The sequence below is a fragment of the Halosimplex litoreum genome (assembly GCF_016065055.1).
In the GTDB taxonomy this organism is placed as follows: domain Archaea; phylum Halobacteriota; class Halobacteria; order Halobacteriales; family Haloarculaceae; genus Halosimplex; species Halosimplex litoreum.
Genome location: NZ_CP065856.1, coordinates 3,984,266 through 4,000,130, shown reverse-complemented (window position 1 = coordinate 4,000,130; position 15,865 = coordinate 3,984,266). Strand labels below are relative to the sequence as shown.

Annotated in this window: 17 protein-coding genes and 1 tRNA gene; 10 read left to right on the top strand and 8 right to left on the bottom strand. The window is 67.7% G+C overall.

Going from position 1 to position 15,865, the window contains the following annotated elements; genetic code table 11:
- Positions 1 to 67 precede the first annotated feature (67 nt).
- Positions 68 to 2,815: a S8 family serine peptidase gene (locus tag I7X12_RS19660; protein WP_198061699.1), complete on the top strand. Its 2,748-nt coding sequence runs from the start codon at positions 68 to 70 to the stop codon at positions 2,813 to 2,815.
- A gap of 112 nt (positions 2,816 to 2,927) precedes the next feature.
- On the opposite strand, the gene I7X12_RS19655 is transcribed toward I7X12_RS19660, so the two are convergent.
- Positions 2,928 to 4,427 carry a small ribosomal subunit Rsm22 family protein gene (locus I7X12_RS19655; RefSeq protein ID WP_198061698.1) on the bottom strand — a complete coding sequence of 500 codons (1,500 nt, stop codon included), beginning with the start codon at positions 4,425 to 4,427 and terminating at the stop codon, positions 2,928 to 2,930.
- Entirely contained in the window at positions 4,424 to 5,254 is an 831-nt protein-coding gene (locus I7X12_RS19650) for a prephenate dehydrogenase/arogenate dehydrogenase family protein (RefSeq protein WP_198061697.1), read from the bottom strand. Before I7X12_RS19650 ends, I7X12_RS19655 begins: the two co-directional genes overlap by 4 nt.
- Positions 5,255 to 5,371: 117 nt before the next feature.
- On the opposite strand from I7X12_RS19650, the gene I7X12_RS19645 reads away from it, so the two are divergent.
- Entirely contained in the window at positions 5,372 to 6,154 is a 783-nt protein-coding gene (locus I7X12_RS19645; RefSeq protein WP_198061696.1) for a fumarylacetoacetate hydrolase family protein, read from the top strand.
- Positions 6,155 to 6,175: 21 nt separating this feature from the next.
- Here the strand turns inward: I7X12_RS19645 and I7X12_RS19640 are convergent, their stop codons facing one another.
- Together I7X12_RS19640 and I7X12_RS19635 are read right to left on the bottom strand one after the other, a co-directional pair.
- Positions 6,176 to 6,592 (bottom strand): type II toxin-antitoxin system VapC family toxin, encoded by a 417-nt coding sequence (locus I7X12_RS19640; protein WP_198061695.1) that lies wholly within the window; start codon positions 6,590 to 6,592, stop codon positions 6,176 to 6,178.
- Entirely contained in the window at positions 6,589 to 6,852 is a 264-nt protein-coding gene (locus I7X12_RS19635) for an AbrB/MazE/SpoVT family DNA-binding domain-containing protein (protein WP_198061694.1), read from the bottom strand. The genes I7X12_RS19640 and I7X12_RS19635 overlap by 4 nt, the downstream gene beginning before the upstream one ends.
- Positions 6,853 to 6,980: 128 nt before the next feature.
- Here I7X12_RS19635 and I7X12_RS19630 point away from each other — a divergent pair, with 128 nt between their 5' ends.
- Entirely contained in the window at positions 6,981 to 7,337 is a 357-nt protein-coding gene (locus I7X12_RS19630) for a hypothetical protein (protein WP_198061693.1), read from the top strand.
- Positions 7,338 to 7,365: 28 nt separating this feature from the next.
- Here the strand turns inward: I7X12_RS19630 and I7X12_RS19625 are convergent, their stop codons facing one another.
- Positions 7,366 to 8,727, bottom strand: a complete 1,362-nt coding sequence (locus I7X12_RS19625) for an NAD(P)/FAD-dependent oxidoreductase (RefSeq protein WP_198061692.1) — start codon at positions 8,725 to 8,727, stop codon at positions 7,366 to 7,368.
- A 162-nt stretch (positions 8,728 to 8,889) separates the two neighbouring features.
- On the opposite strand from I7X12_RS19625, the gene I7X12_RS19620 reads away from it, so the two are divergent.
- The gene (locus I7X12_RS19620; protein ID WP_198061691.1) at positions 8,890 to 9,342 is read left to right on the top strand and encodes an acyl-CoA thioesterase; all 453 of its coding nucleotides are present in this window, start codon (positions 8,890 to 8,892) and stop codon (positions 9,340 to 9,342) included.
- Between the two features lie 52 nt (positions 9,343 to 9,394).
- Entirely contained in the window at positions 9,395 to 9,856 is a 462-nt protein-coding gene (locus I7X12_RS19615; RefSeq protein WP_198061690.1) for a hypothetical protein, read from the top strand.
- Positions 9,857 to 9,895: 39 nt separating this feature from the next.
- On the opposite strand, the gene I7X12_RS19610 is transcribed toward I7X12_RS19615, so the two are convergent.
- Positions 9,896 to 10,039, bottom strand: coding sequence for a rubrerythrin-like domain-containing protein (locus I7X12_RS19610; protein WP_198061689.1), 144 nt, complete (start codon positions 10,037 to 10,039; stop codon positions 9,896 to 9,898).
- Between the two features lie 212 nt (positions 10,040 to 10,251).
- Between I7X12_RS19610 and I7X12_RS19605 the strand changes: the two genes are divergently transcribed.
- Positions 10,252 to 10,437: an HEWD family protein gene (locus tag I7X12_RS19605; RefSeq protein ID WP_198061688.1), complete on the top strand. Its 186-nt coding sequence runs from the start codon at positions 10,252 to 10,254 to the stop codon at positions 10,435 to 10,437.
- Between the two features lie 217 nt (positions 10,438 to 10,654).
- Here the strand turns inward: I7X12_RS19605 and I7X12_RS19600 are convergent.
- Together I7X12_RS19600 and I7X12_RS19595 are read right to left on the bottom strand one after the other, a co-directional pair.
- A tRNA-Thr gene (locus I7X12_RS19600) sits at positions 10,655 to 10,728 on the bottom strand.
- Positions 10,729 to 10,739: 11 nt separating this feature from the next.
- The gene (locus I7X12_RS19595; RefSeq protein WP_198061687.1) at positions 10,740 to 11,222 is read right to left on the bottom strand and encodes a GNAT family N-acetyltransferase; all 483 of its coding nucleotides are present in this window, start codon (positions 11,220 to 11,222) and stop codon (positions 10,740 to 10,742) included.
- A 225-nt stretch (positions 11,223 to 11,447) separates the two neighbouring features.
- Here I7X12_RS19595 and I7X12_RS19590 point away from each other — a divergent pair, with 225 nt between their 5' ends.
- Genes I7X12_RS19590 through I7X12_RS19575 form a run of 4 tightly spaced genes read left to right on the top strand, consistent with a single transcriptional unit; the run spans position 11,448 to position 15,838 of the window.
- Positions 11,448 to 12,722, top strand: coding sequence for a branched-chain amino acid ABC transporter permease (locus I7X12_RS19590; protein WP_198061686.1), 1,275 nt, complete (start codon positions 11,448 to 11,450; stop codon positions 12,720 to 12,722).
- On the top strand, positions 12,719 to 14,179 hold the full coding sequence (locus I7X12_RS19585; RefSeq protein WP_198061685.1) for a branched-chain amino acid ABC transporter permease: 1,461 nt from the start codon (positions 12,719 to 12,721) through the stop codon (positions 14,177 to 14,179). Before I7X12_RS19590 ends, I7X12_RS19585 begins: the two co-directional genes overlap by 4 nt.
- On the top strand, positions 14,172 to 15,089 hold the full coding sequence (locus tag I7X12_RS19580; protein WP_198061684.1) for an ABC transporter ATP-binding protein: 918 nt from the start codon (positions 14,172 to 14,174) through the stop codon (positions 15,087 to 15,089). Before I7X12_RS19585 ends, I7X12_RS19580 begins: the two co-directional genes overlap by 8 nt.
- On the top strand, positions 15,086 to 15,838 hold the full coding sequence (locus tag I7X12_RS19575; protein ID WP_198061683.1) for an ABC transporter ATP-binding protein: 753 nt from the start codon (positions 15,086 to 15,088) through the stop codon (positions 15,836 to 15,838). Before I7X12_RS19580 ends, I7X12_RS19575 begins: the two co-directional genes overlap by 4 nt.
- The last annotated feature ends 27 nt before the right edge of the window (positions 15,839 to 15,865 follow it).

Sequence of the window (15,865 nt, the reverse complement as noted above, 5' to 3'; positions counted from 1 at the left end):
AACACGCCCCTTGTCATCTGACTATCGTTTAGTTACTTTTTTATGTGCTTTCGATCGGTGTGACCGTATGAAACTTAGATCAAATACCATCTTGGCGGTTGTGTGTTGTTGTATCGCGGTCGGGGCTATTGGCGGGCTGGCAGTCCCGGATCTGTCGGCAGCGCCGCAGTCTGTAGATACCGCGCCGGCAGCCGACCGAGGCGGTATCGCACAATCGCAACTCACCGAGACTGGGACAGTCCACGGCGCCGAACACCCGTCGAACGGGTCGGTCGTCGTGGACCTCAACGAGAGTCATCGAACCGGTGTCCCGGGAGATAGCGTCCGGCCGGCGGGGGGCTCCGAGCAGCCCGTGCAGGTGATCGTCGAGGCGACGCGGCCCGACGCGATCAACACGACGCAGCTCGGACGCCTCGAGGCAGACGTCGGCGCGCGGCACGACCAGTACATCGAGGTGAACGCGACGCGGCCGGCGCTTCGTTCGATCGAGAACGTGAGCTGGGTCGTCTCCGTCCGACCGGTCGTGACTCCGACACGGACCGAGGTCTCCGAGGGTGTTCGCTCGATGGGTGCGGGATCACTGCAGGAGCTGAACGTGACGGGCGAAGATTCCAAGGTCGGTGTCCTCACACTCGGGGTTCGCTCCGATTCTCCGGAGTACGCCGACCAGGTCGCAGCGACGAAGGCGTTTCACCCCGGTGGGCTCACCGCGTCGAGTGCGTCTCACGGAACGGCAGTCGCCGAGATCGTCGCCGACACGGCACCGAACGCGTCTCTCTATCTGAGTGCGTTCAACACCCAGGTCGATTACGCCAATGCGGTCTCGTGGATGGAGAGCAAGAACGTCGACGTCGTCGTGATGTCCGCGGGATTCTATACGCAAGCCGACACGGGCGAAGGTATCGTCTCCCAGACCGCGACGGAGGCTGCGGCCGAAGGGATATTCTGGGCGAATTCGGCGGGAAACTCCGGCGATAGCCACTGGCAGGGGTCGTTTTCCAGCCCCGACGGGGACTCCTGGCACAACTTCGACGGGGACGACGAGGTGAACACCCTCGGCGACGGGCGAGTGTATTCTGCCGGACGATCGGTGACCCTCTATCTCAAGTGGAGTGAGCGTGCCAGCGCGACCACGGACTATACGCTGTATCTGCTCGACGCATCCAATCAAGTTGTCGCGAAGTCGTATCGATTGCCCGGGTCACCGGACCGACCGGTCGAGGTACTGTCTGCGATGCTCCCACACGACGGGCGCTATCACTTCGCGATCTCCGGGTCCGAATCGCCACATACCGTGGAGGTCATCGGGTCGGACGTAACCCGTCCGTTCGAGCACGTCGTTCGCCAGGGGAGTATCGTCGCACCAGCGGTTGCCCGAGGGGTGACGGCTGTCGGCTCGTACCACGTCGATACCGGTCGCATGGCGGCGTACAGCGCGGCAGGGCCCACAGCCGACGGTCGACGAGGGGTCGACATCCTCGGCCCATCGAAGGTATCGACACGGGCTTACGACAGGGCGTTTCGAGGCACCTCCGCGGCAGCTCCACACATCGGGGGTGCGGCCGCACTGCTGCGTTCGATCAACGAGTCCGCGTCCGCTGGCCAGATCGAGGACGCACTTATTTCGGCAGCACAGGACGTCGACCGATCTGGAACCGACGTGTATACCGGCGGTGGGAAAGTGAGCGTCGTCGCCGCTGCCGAACGGCTCGATCCGTCGGTCCCGCTTACCGTCACGACGAACCGGTCGGCAGTCATCGTCGGCGACCGGCTCTCGGTCACCGTCACACGCGCGGATACGGGCGAGGCCGTGAACGCGACCCTCAGGACCGACGACGACCGCTTCGTGACCGGTGAGGACGGTCGTATCGTGCTCGCCGCGACCGCCCCAGCGAATCACACGCTCACCGCTGCGGCGGCGAACGATCCACCGACGGCAGATTTCGAGCCCGCCACGGCCACCGTGGCTATCTCCCCATCGCAGCGCGCAGCGGCGGTGGATTTCGACAATCAGAGTGTTCGGACGGGCTCCGAAACGGTGTCCGTGGAGTTCGCGAACTACACGCTGAGAGATGGGACGGCAGGGGAGTACGTGGTCGTGGCGCACCTGGTCGCTTCCGACGACACCGTTGGCCAACCAGTCGGTTCTTCGGTCCCACTGACTGGCTACTCACAGAATATCCCGCTCGATCTCAACGCCACCGCAGCGCAGGACGACGGACTCGACGCGTTCTCCGAGAACGTCACGCTACGGTTGCAACTCCACGAGACCGCCCCCGAGAGTGCGTACGGAGATCCGATCACGGTGGACGGTGAATCCGTGACCAGCACGAGCGACGTGGCGGTCGTCGATTCTCCCCGGGAGACGGCCGGTATCTCCGTGAGTTATACCGTCGCGAACGACACTGTCGCCGTCAACGAGACCCTGGAGATAACGGCGACCGCCGAAAACACCGGGACCGTCTCGGAGACAACTGCGATCACGGTGTACGCGGACGACTCGATAGTCTCTAACACTACTGTCGCGCTCGGCACCGGCGACTCGACGACCGTCACCGCGTCAACGGCGTTCGACGAGGCCGGACCGCACACCGTGACCGTGAACGGGCATAATACCACGGAGGTAACCGTCGAACCGGTGTCGATCCCGAACGATGCTGCCTACGAACGAGGTAGCTTGGCGGCCGAGTACGACAGCAACGGGGACTGGGCGATCGGCATCGGCGAACTCGCCGATGCCGCGACGGACTATGCGAACGGAGACCTCACGATCAACGGACTCAGTAAGGTCGCAACGGCATACGCTGCGAGCTGACCCACACGAATCGCCGCCACTGCGACGCTGTCGCGCCTGGGCGTTGCTCGAATTCCAGTTCCGTGAGGGTATGAACGACACCGCTGTGCCAGTCGTACTCTCCGAACGGGTCTCAGACGGGGACCCGGTCGACGACGGTCTCGCCGTCGATCACGAGGTTAACGGCGCCTTCGTCGTCGTTCCAGAGGACGAGCGCGTTCTCGATCGACAGCACGTCGCCGTACTCGGCGGTCAGGAGATCGCTGTTGAGCATCGACTCGTCGGTGAGAACGGCGAAGTGGTCGACCTGCTGGGAGCCGTCGCCGACGCGAAAGAGGGGGTGGCCGTCGTCGGAGAGGTCGCGGCTGAGTTTCGCGAGGTAGACGTTGGCCCGCTCGGTCACCAGGTCCTCGCTTTTGGCGAGCCTGGCGACGCGGGAGTCGTCGGGCGTGAAGTCGACGCGCCGACTGCCGTCCCGACGGAGGTAGGTGTAGGCGTACTGCACGTCGGTGTTCTCGAACTCGCCGTCGCGTCGCTCGGGGCCGTCGAGCCTCGACTCACCGGGCTCGCCGTCGTCGAGGCGGCGCTGGAAGACGGGCACCTCGATATCGGGTTTCACCTCGAACGACCAGCAGTCGTCCGCGGGCGTCTCGCCGGGCCAGAGTCGAACGTCGGGACCGTATATCGTCAGTGGCCCGCGGTCGGCGACCGACCGCTCGACCTCGCGGAGACCGGTCGCCGTGTTGCGGTCCGCGGGCGCGAGGCCGACGATGGTCCCGTCCTCCGCCAGCGCCTCGGCGTATCGCTCGACTACCGACTCGGGGTCGTCGAGTTCGCTCAGGACGTTCGAGAACAGGATCAGGTCGAAGCCGGCGTCGCCGTCGTCGGTGTCATCGTGCTCGCCCTCGCTATCGCTGTCGTCGCCGAACTCCGACGCGAGGGCGCCGGGGTCGAACGCCTCTGCGGTCTCGCGGTGGACCGCGTGATGGAAGTTCCGTCCGGTCTCGCCGAGCAGCGCTTCGAGTACGTCGCCGGCGGCGCTGGGCTCGACTGCGTGGTAGTCCACGAGCGCGTCCTCGGGGACGAGGTCGTGCAGACCCAGAGCCGGGCCGCCGACGCCGGCGCCCACGTCGAGGACGCGCAGGTGCGTGGGGAGCAGGCCCTCGCCCGCGAGGTCGGCCAGGGCGTACTGCGCGACGGCGTAGTAGTCGGGGAGGTGGTAGAGGCCGTACGCCAGTGCCGTCTCCGCGTCGTACGCGACGGCGCGCTGTTCGAAGTAGTCGGCCTTGAACGAGCGGATCCGCTCGCGCAGGCGGTCGCCCGAGTCGCCGTCCGGCCAGCCGGGGCCGTACTCGGCGACGAGTCGGTCCTCCAGTACGCGTCCGTACTCGACGGGGAACGCGTCGACGCCGTGGAACGAGACCGACAGCGCCCCCGCCTCGACGGGTTCGAAAGTGCCGTCGTCGCGCTCGAGGAGGCCCAGGTCGACGGCCGACTCGCGTAGCACCTGCGCGACCGCGGCCGGGTGGGGCTGGCCGTCGACGTACTCGTATATCTCGTCGGGGTCGATCGGACGCACTCGCCGGAGGTACTTCGCGTTCGAGCGAACCTGTTCGCGCTGGTCGGCGTTCATGGACGCTCTCCGTCCGCGTCACCGCTCTCGTTTCCGTCCCCGTCGGCGGTCGGCGCGAGCGCTGTGTCCGCCTCGCGGTACAGCGACTCGAAGGCGTCGCGGTCGGCGTCGGCGATTCGGCGAGCGGCCTCGGCGACGCTCTCGGCGCCGTCGAAGGTGGTCTGAATGTCGGCGTAGACGCTCGGGTCGTTGCCGGTGACGGTCGCCAGGGTGTCGAACAGCGCTTCCGAGACGGGCGTCCCGAACTCGTCGGCGACCGGTTCGGCGGCGATGCCGAACGCCAGCACGGCCGCGTGAGCGCGGGCCTGGACGGTCTCCATCGCTCGGTCGTGTTCCCGGGCGGTCGTCTCGAAGGTGTCGTTGCCGGCGTCGGCCAGCGCCGCGCGGATCTCGTCGGTCACGGGGCCGGGGGCGTCCGCGACGACGGCGACGTTGCCCGGCGCGTTGGCGGCCGCGAACAGCGGGTGGAAGCTCACCCGTTCGAGGTCCGGACCGGCGGCTCCCATCGCGTCGAGCGCGGGGGCCATCACGCCGGACACGTCGACCAGCGCCCGGTCCGCCCGGTCGGCGTACGCCGGGACGACCGTCCCGACTGCGGGGATCGGCACCGCGAAACAGACGACGTCGAAGCGCTCGTCGGTGTCGGTCGGGACGACGCGGGCGTCAGGGGCGTCGTCGACGGCGGCGTCGCACGCGGCAGCGGCCTCGCGCGCAGCGCTCGGGTCGGTGTCGGTGAACGCGACCGGCGGCGGGTCGGGGGCCCCGGCGGTGACCGTCCGGGCGAACCACCGCCCCATCTCGCCGGCGCCGACCACGAGCAGGTTCATGGACCGGGCTACTGTGGCCCGTTTCAAAAGCCGTTCGGTCAGTCGACTCTCTCCCGTGGCGTGTCAACATGCCCCGCTCTGAAAACGCTTATCAGTCCGCCCGCAGATAATCCGGCCATGAGACGCGTCCGCTTTCGCGATTCTGCCGGCAACGTCCGCGGCGGTCGGTGGACCGTCAGGGACGGGGAGGAGGTGGTCACCGCCGCGGCGGGCCCGTACGGACGCATCGCCTTCGGCGACGAGACGTTCGACCCCGACGAGGTAGACGTACTCGCTCCCTGCGAACCGACCAAGATCGTCTGCGTCGGCCGCAACTACGCCGACCACGCCGACGAGCGCGACGAGGAGATCCCCGACCGCCCGCTGCTCTTTCTCAAGACGCCCAACACCGTCGCCACCCACAACAGCACCGTCACGCTCCCCGCCGGCAAGGAGCGGATCGAACACGAGGCGGAACTCGGCGTCGTCATCGGCGAGCGCTGTCGCAACGTCGACGCCGCCACCGCCGACGACGTGATCGCCGGCTACACCCCGTTCAACGACCTCTCGAACCGCGACGACCAGGACCGCGAGCAGAACTGGGTCCGCGGCAAGGCTTTCGACGGCGCCGCCCCGATGGGACCGGTCATCGCCACGCCGGAGCACCTCGCCGATGACGCCACCGTCGAGGCCCGGGTCAACGGCGAGGTCCGCCAGTCCGAATCGATCGAGAAGATGATCTTCTCCATCCCGGAGCTCATCGAGGAGATCACGACCTACATGACCCTCGAACCGGGCGACGTGATCGCCACCGGCACCCCCGAGGGCGTCGGTCCGCTCGCCGACGGCGACGAGGTGGAGATCGAGATCGACGACGTGGGGACGCTGCGGCACACGGTGGAGTTCCCGGACGGCGAGTGAGCAGCCAAAATCGGTCGGCGATCACAGGACGACCGTCTCGATCTCTTCGATCCCTTCGAAGTCCGGGTCACCGGTGTACAGCGTGTCACAGCCCCCGTGGACGATCGCGGTCGCGAGGTGTATCGCGTCGGCGTAGGACAGCTCCCGCTCGCCTGGCTCGTAGTACTCGAACCGAAGTTCTGCCGCGTACTCCCCGATGTCGTCGACGACGGGCATGCTCTCGACGTGTTCGAAGTCGCGGATCGCGCGGATCGTCTCCTCGGCCGTCTCCTCGTCTTCGACTCGGCGAACGCGATAGGAGACCTCCGAGACGACCGTCGGTGCGACGAGTCCCCCCACGTCGGGCGAGTTGGCCCGCTCGATGACTGACTCGGCTTCGTCGACGCTGTCGCCGTCGAACACGAACTCCAGCCACACCCAGGAGTCGAGGAAGATCACGAGTCCTCGGTGTGGGAACTCCACGCCCGCTCGGAGTCCCGGCGCATCTCGTCGAGGTCGACGTCGTGTTTCGAGAGCGTCCGCCGCACGCCTCGGAGCCGTTCCATCGCCGACTCCTTCGGTCGGATGGTCACCCTCCCGTCATCGTCGAGCACGAACTCCACCTTCGTCCCCTCGTCGAGGTCGAGCCGCTCCCGGATCTCCTTCGGGATCGTGACCTGTCCCTTGCTGGTGATCGTCGCGTCTTCCCTAGTGGCCATCGTCTTACCAAAACTACGCTCTCCTTACTTTTGAATATTGGCCTTACTATTCGCGCACTGCTTCGACAGACGACAACGGCAGCGATCCGCCCGGAAAGCACTTGCTTCGCGGCTTTCAGACCGATCGTATGGCAGACACGAAACGAGTCGGTGCTGCCGTCGCTCTCGTCGTCCTCCTCGCAGCCGTGTCGGGATGTCAGTCCGTACAGAATCCGGAGGGGCGCGCGCTCGACGCCGAAGCGGCACACCTCTCGAACGGGTTCGAGAACGCCACCTGCGTCGAGAGCTGGGGGGTCTCCAGTCCGGTCGTCGAGGCGGAGAGTTCGGTCGTCGACCGAACCGACGGTGGAGTCTACGTCGAGGTGAGCCAGCCCTACTTCTACGGGACGAACAGTACCGAGGAAGACGGCGCTTCGGAGGCCGTCTACCACGTCACCGCCGAAAACGAGACGCGGGTGAGCGGGGACAGCGTCGTGCCCTGCTGAAGCCGGTCGAAAGCGACCAGTCGCGAGCCTACACTTCGTACTCGTCCTGTCGCAACTGGACGTACTTCCCGTCGCCGAAGCCCCGTTTCGTCCACCGATAGTCGGCGACGAGCTTCAGCGCCGTCGTACCCGACTTCAGCGCGCCACCCCAGTCGTAGCCGCCGCGATGTTTCATCGCGCGCGTCGCGGCGAAGATGCGGTCCCAGTCGGCGGGTTCCCAGCCGCGGACGACCTCCGCGAAGGTGACGTTCCGCAGTATCTCGTCGCCGATGGCTTTCTTCCAGCGGCCGTTGTAGGCGAGCAGGCGGTCGTTAGCCGCGAGTTCGCCGGCGATCTTGCCCGTGCGGACGGCCACGTGGTCGCCGCCCTCGTGGAACGCCGAGGTGGTGCCCATCGCACCGCCGACGACGGCGATTCCGGCGCTCGTCGGCGAGTCGATGGGTCGCGTCGAGGAGATCGGATACGCCTCGGTCCCGCCGCGCTTGCCCCGGTCTTCGACCAGCGGGAAGTCCTCGATGTCGTAGCCCGGGTACTCGCGTTCGAGCAGTCGTTCGAGGTACGTCGCCCCGGCCGGAATTTGCTCGTCGTCGGGCTCCAGCAGCGCGTACGACTCGGGGTTGGCCACGTCGGCGAGATCCATCCCGATCGGCATCGTCAGGCCGACGCGGGCGACGTTGTCGTCGTTCGGGAAGATCCACGGGTAGGCGGTGTGGCCCGGGATGACGCCCCACCAGAACTTGATGTGGGCGGGGTCGAACAGCTCCTCGGGGATGCGCCGGTGTTCCTGGTAGGCGATGTGGTTCGCCCGGTCCGGCGAGAGGTACTCGGAGACGCTCCGGCTGCCGGGCAGGAACCCGTCGAGGACGCCGGTCGTGACCGTCCGCTGGGGCCCGTCGGCGAGGATCAGGTAGTCGGCGCCGATCGTCTCGCCGTCGGCGAGTTCGAGCGTGTGGCGCGGGTCGCCCGAGAGGTCGGTCTCGACGGACTTGACGCTCGTGCCGACCTCGTATCGGCCGCCCGCTTCCTCGGCGCGGTCACGCAGCCAGTCGTCGAACTTCGCGCGGTGGAAGGCGAACCCGAAGTGGTCGTAGGAGGACTCGATGCCGGTCGATTCGAGCGTCACCGACTCGGAGGGGCCGATGAACTCGGCGCCGTCGAGGACGCTCAGTATCACGTCGTCGGGGAGCTCCTCGGCCGGGACGTCCATGATCTCCAGCCAGTAGTCGAGCATCCCGGCGGCGTCGGTCGAGTCGGGGCCGAGCCGGTCCCGATCCGCTCGTGGGACACCCTTCTCGACGACGACGGCGTCGGCCCCCTCGTCGGCGGCCGCCCACGCCGCCGCGGTGCCGGCCGGACCGCCGCCCACGATCGCGACGTCTGCGCGGTTCATAGGCCTACTCGTGCCTCGCCGGAGTATAAATCCCCCTGGGTTCCGGGCGACGTGAGCGCTCTCGAAGACGCGGACCAGAGCCGACCCACGTGTCCGCGCGTCCCGCTGGCGCGGACTGCCCGAACGGTCAGCCATATGGGCTCGCTCGTCCAACCGCCGTCGATGCCAGACCTGATGGATACGTTCCTGGAGAACCGCTGGATGGTTCAGCCCAACCACGCCAACTCCCTGGGGACCACCCACGGCGGGAACGTGCTCAAGTGGATGGACGAAGTGGGGGCCATGTCGGCGATGCGGTTCGCCGGCCGCGACTGCGTCACCGCCCGGATGGACCAGGTCGACTTCCTACAGCCGATCCCCGTCGGCGAGACCGCGCTCGTCGAAGCCTACGTCTACGAGACCGGTCGCTCCAGCGTCCGCGTCCGCCTGCGCGTCTTCCGCGAGGACCCCCGGTCGGGCGAGCGCGAGCTCACCACCGAATCGTACTCCGTCTACGTCGCCATCGACGACGACCGAGAGCCCGTCGAAGTCCCCGAACTCACCGTCGACTCCGAGGAGGGCGAACGGCTCCGCGCCGACGCCATCGACGGCGACGACAAGGAGAGTGCCCACTGAGTCGGCGGTCGGGACACGTGAACTTATCCGCCGACCCCGCCTATCTCCGCTCATGCCCCTCGACGTGGACCCGCCGGACCCGCCGGAACTGGAGACCATCGACCCCAACGAGTACGAGGACGCCCAGGTCGTCGACGACACCGACTACCGCCGCGAGGAGATCGAGGACTACCTCCGCGAGGGCGCCTGGGACCGCGCGTTCGAGACGTGGGCCGAGGACACGGGGATGAACGCCGAGGACTACCGGATCGTCGTCGATCTGGACCTGATGGAGCGGTTCGACTTCTTCTGGGATTCGTACGCCGAGCGCGTCGGCTACCACGCGCCTGGACTCCCCGAAGACTGGAAACGGATGGACATCCACCCCGACCTCGATTCGTGGGGCACCGTCTCGGCGATCAACGCCGGTCTAACCGAACTCGGTCAGGAGGTCTGTGACGTGCTCAAAGAGGAATACATCGAGTGGGAGACCGAGTACGAGGCGCCCGACGACCTCCCCGACTTCGGCGAGTAGCCCCGACTTCGTCGGGTCCGCTCACCCCCTTCGCGCTCGTCACTCCCGCGGCACTGCCACGTTCTTCACGCGTCCGCCACACTCCGGACAGGCCCCGAGCGTCCCGTCGGTCGTCTCCCTGTGCAGACACTCCACGCACTCGTACCGGGATTTCGTCGCCGTGTACGGATCTTTGCTGTGCATACGATATATGTGAACATTCGTCACAAAAAGTGTTGCTTCAAGGATCTTCTAGTGATATTATCTCCGAACGAATGTCCGTTCGCACATCGAGGATCCGGCGCGACTCGCCGTGGGGACGGTCGTGGACGGGGGTCAACGGTCGTCGAGTGCTTGCGCCCCGCCTACGAGTCGAGCCCGCGAGATTAATTACCCCCCACGACGGAGAGTGCCGTATGACAACTATCGTCCCCCCGCGGGAGCGCGAGTGCGAGCGCTGCGGTCGAACCGACGTCTGGAACGACGAGTCGGGCACCTGGACCGTCGTCGAGCGGGACGGCGAGCGCCTCGCCGGCGACCCCTTCTGTCTCCACGAGTGGGACATCAACGGCGCGTACAATCCGCTCGAAGAGGGCGCCTGAGTCGTCTGGACCGCTCAGATCCGAGTCTCCGCTACCGATGAGCGACACCGAACCGCGTGCCGTCCCGCTCGTCGACGGCACTCGATACGACGAGACGACCGTCTGCGAGGAGTCCGAGTCGTTCGCGCGCGTCGAGACGCACTACATCGCCCTCTGAACCGCCGAGAAGGTGGTCTCGGTCGAGTTCGAACTAGTCGAAGCGAACGACGGCGAGTAGAGCCAGGGCAGGGATTCGAACCCCGGGAATCTCGATTACAAGTCGAGTGCTTGAACCGCCCAAGCTCCCCTGGCGCAGGTGAGCGTTACCGGCCCTCCTTTGAGTGGGTATCGGTTTCCAGTGGTTTCTCCAGTTTGACGCGGTGGGTGTCGTAACCGTGGCGACGGTAGAACCGCCGGGCGGCGAGGTTGTCCGCCATCGCCTCCAGAGTGACCGTGTCCGCACCCAGTTCGTCCAGTCGCCCCTCTGCGGTCGCGAGCAGCTCGCTGCCGATCCCCTCCCCACGCCGTTCGGGGACGACGTAGAGGTTCTCGACGACGCCCTGGGTCAGGTCCATCTCGTAGCTGCCGCGGTCGAGCGTGAACATCACGAACCCGACGACGTCGCCGGCCTCGGTGGCGACGACGAGGCGGTCGGTGACGGCGTGGCGAGCCAGCTCGTCGGCGACCGACCCCCTGTTGCGCTCGGCGAGGACGTGCGAGTCGTGCTGGGTCTGCTCCTCGGCGAGGTCGACCCACAGGTCGGTGACGCGCTCGGCCTGGGCCACCGTGGCGAGTTCGATCTCCATCCGGTGGCCGGTGTGACGCCCGGCTCCGACTAAGCCTTTCGGCCGGCGGGCGTCGAAGAGTTTTACCCCTCCGGCGTCTCCACTGCCTGTAAGGCATGTTTGCAAATCACACGATCCGGTGCCAGTGGTCGAGGGGGAGGCGAGTGGTCGCGGGGACGGATTCGGCGCACGGATGCGAGACGACCGAGCGTCGAACGGTCGGGTGGGAGGCATCAGAGTGGAGCCATGGCGACCGCTGAGCGGGTCGCCGACCTGCGGGTAGAAGTCGCTGAACGGCCGAAGACGGCGCTGTTCGGGCTGTTCGTCGTCGGCCTCTGCGTCGACCTCCTGCTGAAGGTCCTCGGAGTCGAGGTGGCGGTCGGGTCGGTGAAACTCTTTGGAGGGACGCTGGCCGCGAGCCGGCTGATCACGCTCGTCTGGAACGGCGTCGTGGTCGGGCTGGGGATCGGGCTGGCCGGGATCGGCTTGTCGATGACCTACAGCATCCTGAGCTTCGCGAACTTCGCCCACGGCGACTACATCACGACCGGCGCGTTCGCCGGCTGGGCCGTCGCGTGGCTGCTGGCCGGGCTGGGATCGGGCCTGCTCGACGGCAACGTCCTCTACCTCGGGACGCTCGGGTTCGGTCCCGAGGGCCCGAGCGCGGCGGAGCTGTCGGTCAACGCGCTGGGCAACCCCCTGGCGGTGTTCGCCGGGCTCGTCGTCGCGGTGGTCGCGACCATCGCGCTCTCGCTGGTCCTCGACCGGGTCGTCTTCCGGCCGATGCGCGACCAGAGCGGGATCGCCGTCCTGATCGCGAGCATCGGCGTCGCGCTGGCGCTGCGATACCTGATCGTCTTCTTCTTCGGGCCGACCAACCGCGGGCTGACCGCCGGCGGGTCGAAGCTCGTCTTCGCGAGCGTGAGCGGGACGCTCGCACTGGCGACCGAGCGTTCGACGGTCATCCTCGCCGCCAACGGCAACGTCCCGAGCGACGCGTTCTACGTCGAACTCCCGGGCCCCGACTTCGGGAGCTACACCGCCGAGATCCTCTCGGTCACGAGCGCCGAGGCGACGCTCGTCGTCACGTCGCTGGCGCTGATGGTCGCGCTCCACCTCGCGCTCCAGCGGACAAAACTCGGGAAGGCGATGCGGGCGATGGCCGACAACGAGGACCTGGCGCGGGTCTCCGGCATCCCGACCGAACGCGTCGTCCGCGCGACGTGGGTCATCGGTGGCGGCCTCGCCGGCGCCGCGGGCTACCTGATGGCGCTCGAACGCGGGACGCTGTCGTACAATCTCGGCTGGGTGCTGCTCCTCCTCATCTTCGCCGCGGTCATCCTCGGCGGGATCGGCTCCATCTACGGCGCGATGGTCGGCGGCCTGCTGATCGGGCTCACCCAGTCCGTCTCGCTGGTGTGGATCCCGTCGTCGTTCTCGACCGCGGCGGCGTTCGCGATCATGATCCTCGTGCTGGTGATACGGCCGGACGGGTTGTTCGGGGGGGTGACGACCGCATGAGCGACTCGGAGAGCCGTGGCGCTACCGGTGCGAGCGTGATCGACCGCCTCCTCAGGGAACTACGGGAGGGCGACGCCGGCCTGATCGCGCTGGTGATGGGCGGCATCTACGTGCTGTTCACGATCTTCGCGATTCTCGGCCCGCCACAGGGCGTCGGCGGCGTCGTCGCCGCGCTCCAGGCGGTCACCTTCTGGACGGCGCTGTACGCGATGCTCGTCCTCGCGTTGAACCTCCACTGGGGGTACGCCGGCCTGTTCAACATCGGCGTCGCGGGCTTCATGGCCGTCGGCGTCTACACCTTCGCCGCGATCACGGCTCCGACCGGCGGAACGCCGCCGGGTCTGGGCCTCCCGCTGTGGGTCGGTGTCGTCGGCGGGATGCTGATGGCCGCGATCGCCGGCGCCGTCATCTCGCTGCCGGCGCTGCGCCTGCGGGCGGACTACCTCGCGATCGTCACCGTCGCGTTCTCCGAGATCGTCCGCCTCACCCTACTGTCGACGACGTTCCAGCAGTTCACGCTGTTCGCGAACGTTCCCGTCCTCCCCGACATCCCGCTGGGTACCGGCGCCGGTCGCGGGATCAACATCCCGATCAACCCGACGATCCCCGTCAAGTCGCTGTTCTACACGAACCCGACCAACCCCGCCAGCGGGAGTCGGACGGCGCTGGGCGACGCCGTCATCTCGGCGTTCGGCGCCGCGGGCGTCAGGGAGACCGTCGTCGTCTCGCTCGCGTACACGGTGGTCTTGCTCGTCTTCGTCGGGCTGTTCTACTGGCTGCTCCGCCGGATCGGCAACTCCCCGTTCGGTCGAGTCCTGAAGGCCATCCGCGAGGACGAACTCGTCGCCAACTCGCTGGGCAAGGACACCCGGCTGTTCAAGGTGAAGGTGTTCATGGTCGGCTGCGCGCTGATGGGTCTCGGTGGGATCCTCTGGGAGACCCAGAAGGGCTACACCGACCCGACGGCGACGACGTTCATGCCGATCCAGACGTTCTACATCTTCATCGCGCTGATGATCGGCGGCGCGGGCTCGAACACGGGGAGCGTCCTCGGCGGCGCGCTGTTCGCCAGCCTCCTCTTCCAGGGGCCCCAGCGCGTCGCCGGGATCTTCACGAAGTACTTCGTCAGCGGCGACGCGCCGACCACCATCGCGGGTGCCCTCGCGCCGATCGGGTCGCTGGATTTCGGCCCGCTGTTCGCCTACACGCTCCAGAACGTCCCGCCGCTGCGGTTCGTCCTCCTCGGCGTCGTCCTGGTCGTCCTGATGCAGCGGCGACCGACCGGCCTGCTCGGCCATCGAAAGGAGGTCGCCGCGAGCGTGCTGCTCTCCGACCACGGCAGCCGGCCTGGGTCGAACGGGCCGCGACCGGCGGCCGACGGCGGTGGACCCGCGGCCGTGGACCGGACCGCCGACGAGCCCCGTCGGCCGCCACAGGGGGACGACGACGATGAGTGACGACGCGCCGGCCGCCGAAGCGGCCGAGACGACCGAACCGTCCGCCGCGGCCGAACCGGACCACGCCGTGGCCGCCGCGGACGTCGATGGCCCCGAATCGACGACGCCCGACGGCGCCGAGCGCGACGGCCTCGACCCGGCCGACGCCTCGCTGGTCGTCGACGGCCTCGCCAAGCGCTTCGGTGGTATCGACGCCGTCGACGGGGTGAGCTTCGCCGTCGAGCGGGGGACGCTGACGGGCCTCATCGGCCCGAACGGCGCGGGTAAATCGACCACGTTCGACCTGATCACGGGGGTTCACGACCCCGACGGTGGACGGGTCACTTTCGAAGGACGGGAGATCACCGGCGCTCGGACGGCCGCGATCGCCGACGAGGGGCTCGTGCGGACGTTCCAGATCGCCCGCGAACTGGAGGAGATGACCGTGCTCGAGAACCTGATGCTCGCCCCGCGGGGCCAGTCGGGCGAGAACCTGGTCGACGCGGTCACGCCCGGCCTCCGCGGACGGGTCCGCGAGGAGGAGCGGGAACTGCGCGAGCGGGTGTGGGACACGCTGGAGCTGTTCGAGATCGACCACCTCGCCGAGGAGTACGCGGGCAACCTCAGCGGCGGTCAGCGGAAACTGCTCGAACTCGCCCGGGCGCTGATGGTCGACCCGTCGATGATGCTGTTGGACGAACCGTTCGCCGGCGTCAACCCGACGCTGGAGGAGAAGCTGCTCGACCGCGTTCACCAGCTGCGGGAGGAGGGGCTGACCTTCCTGCTGGTCGAACACGACATGGACCTCATCATGGAACACTGCGAACGCGTCGTCGTCATGCACCAGGGGCAGGTCCTCGCCGAGGGGCCGCCCGCGGAGATCAGATCGAACGAACGCGTCATCGACGCCTACCTGGGTGAGGACCTGTGAGCGACGCCGAGGCGACCAGCGCGGCGGACGCGTCGTCGCTCGACGACCCGCTGCTCGCGGTCCGGAACCTCGACGCGGGCTACGGCGACCTGCAGATCCTGACCGACGTGGACCTGGACGTGGGCGACGGCGAGTACGTCACCATCGTCGGCCCGAACGGCGCGGGGAAGTCGACGGTCATGAAATCCGTGTTCGGGCTCACCCGCGTGTTCGACGGGACGATCACCTTCGACGGCACCGACATCACCGACGAGGCGCCGGAGTCGATGGTCCACCACGGGCTGGGGTACGTCCCCCAGAACGAGAACGTCTTCGCGGGCCTCTCGGTCCGCGAGAACCTGGAGATGGGCGCGTACATCCGCGCGGAGTTCCCCGACGAGGCGCTGGCAGCGGTCTACGACCGCTTCCCGATCCTCGAAGAGCGCGAGGACCAGCGCGCCGGCACGCTGTCGGGCGGCCAGCAGCAGATGCTCGCGATGGGCCGGGCGCTGATGCTCGACCCCGACCTACTCCTGCTCGACGAGCCCTCCGCGGGGCTGGCGCCGGATCTGGTCGACGACCTGTTCGACCGCATCGACGCCATCAACGAGGGCGGGACGGCGATCCTGATGGTCGAGCAGAACGCCAAAGAGGCGCTGCGTCGCTGTGACCGCGGCTACGTCCTCGTGCAGGGCGAGAACCGATTCGTCGACGACGGCGACGCCTTGCTGGCCGACGAGAGCGTTCGCCAGCAGTTCCTCGGCGGGTGAGCGAGCGGGGAAAGCGAACCCCCGAAC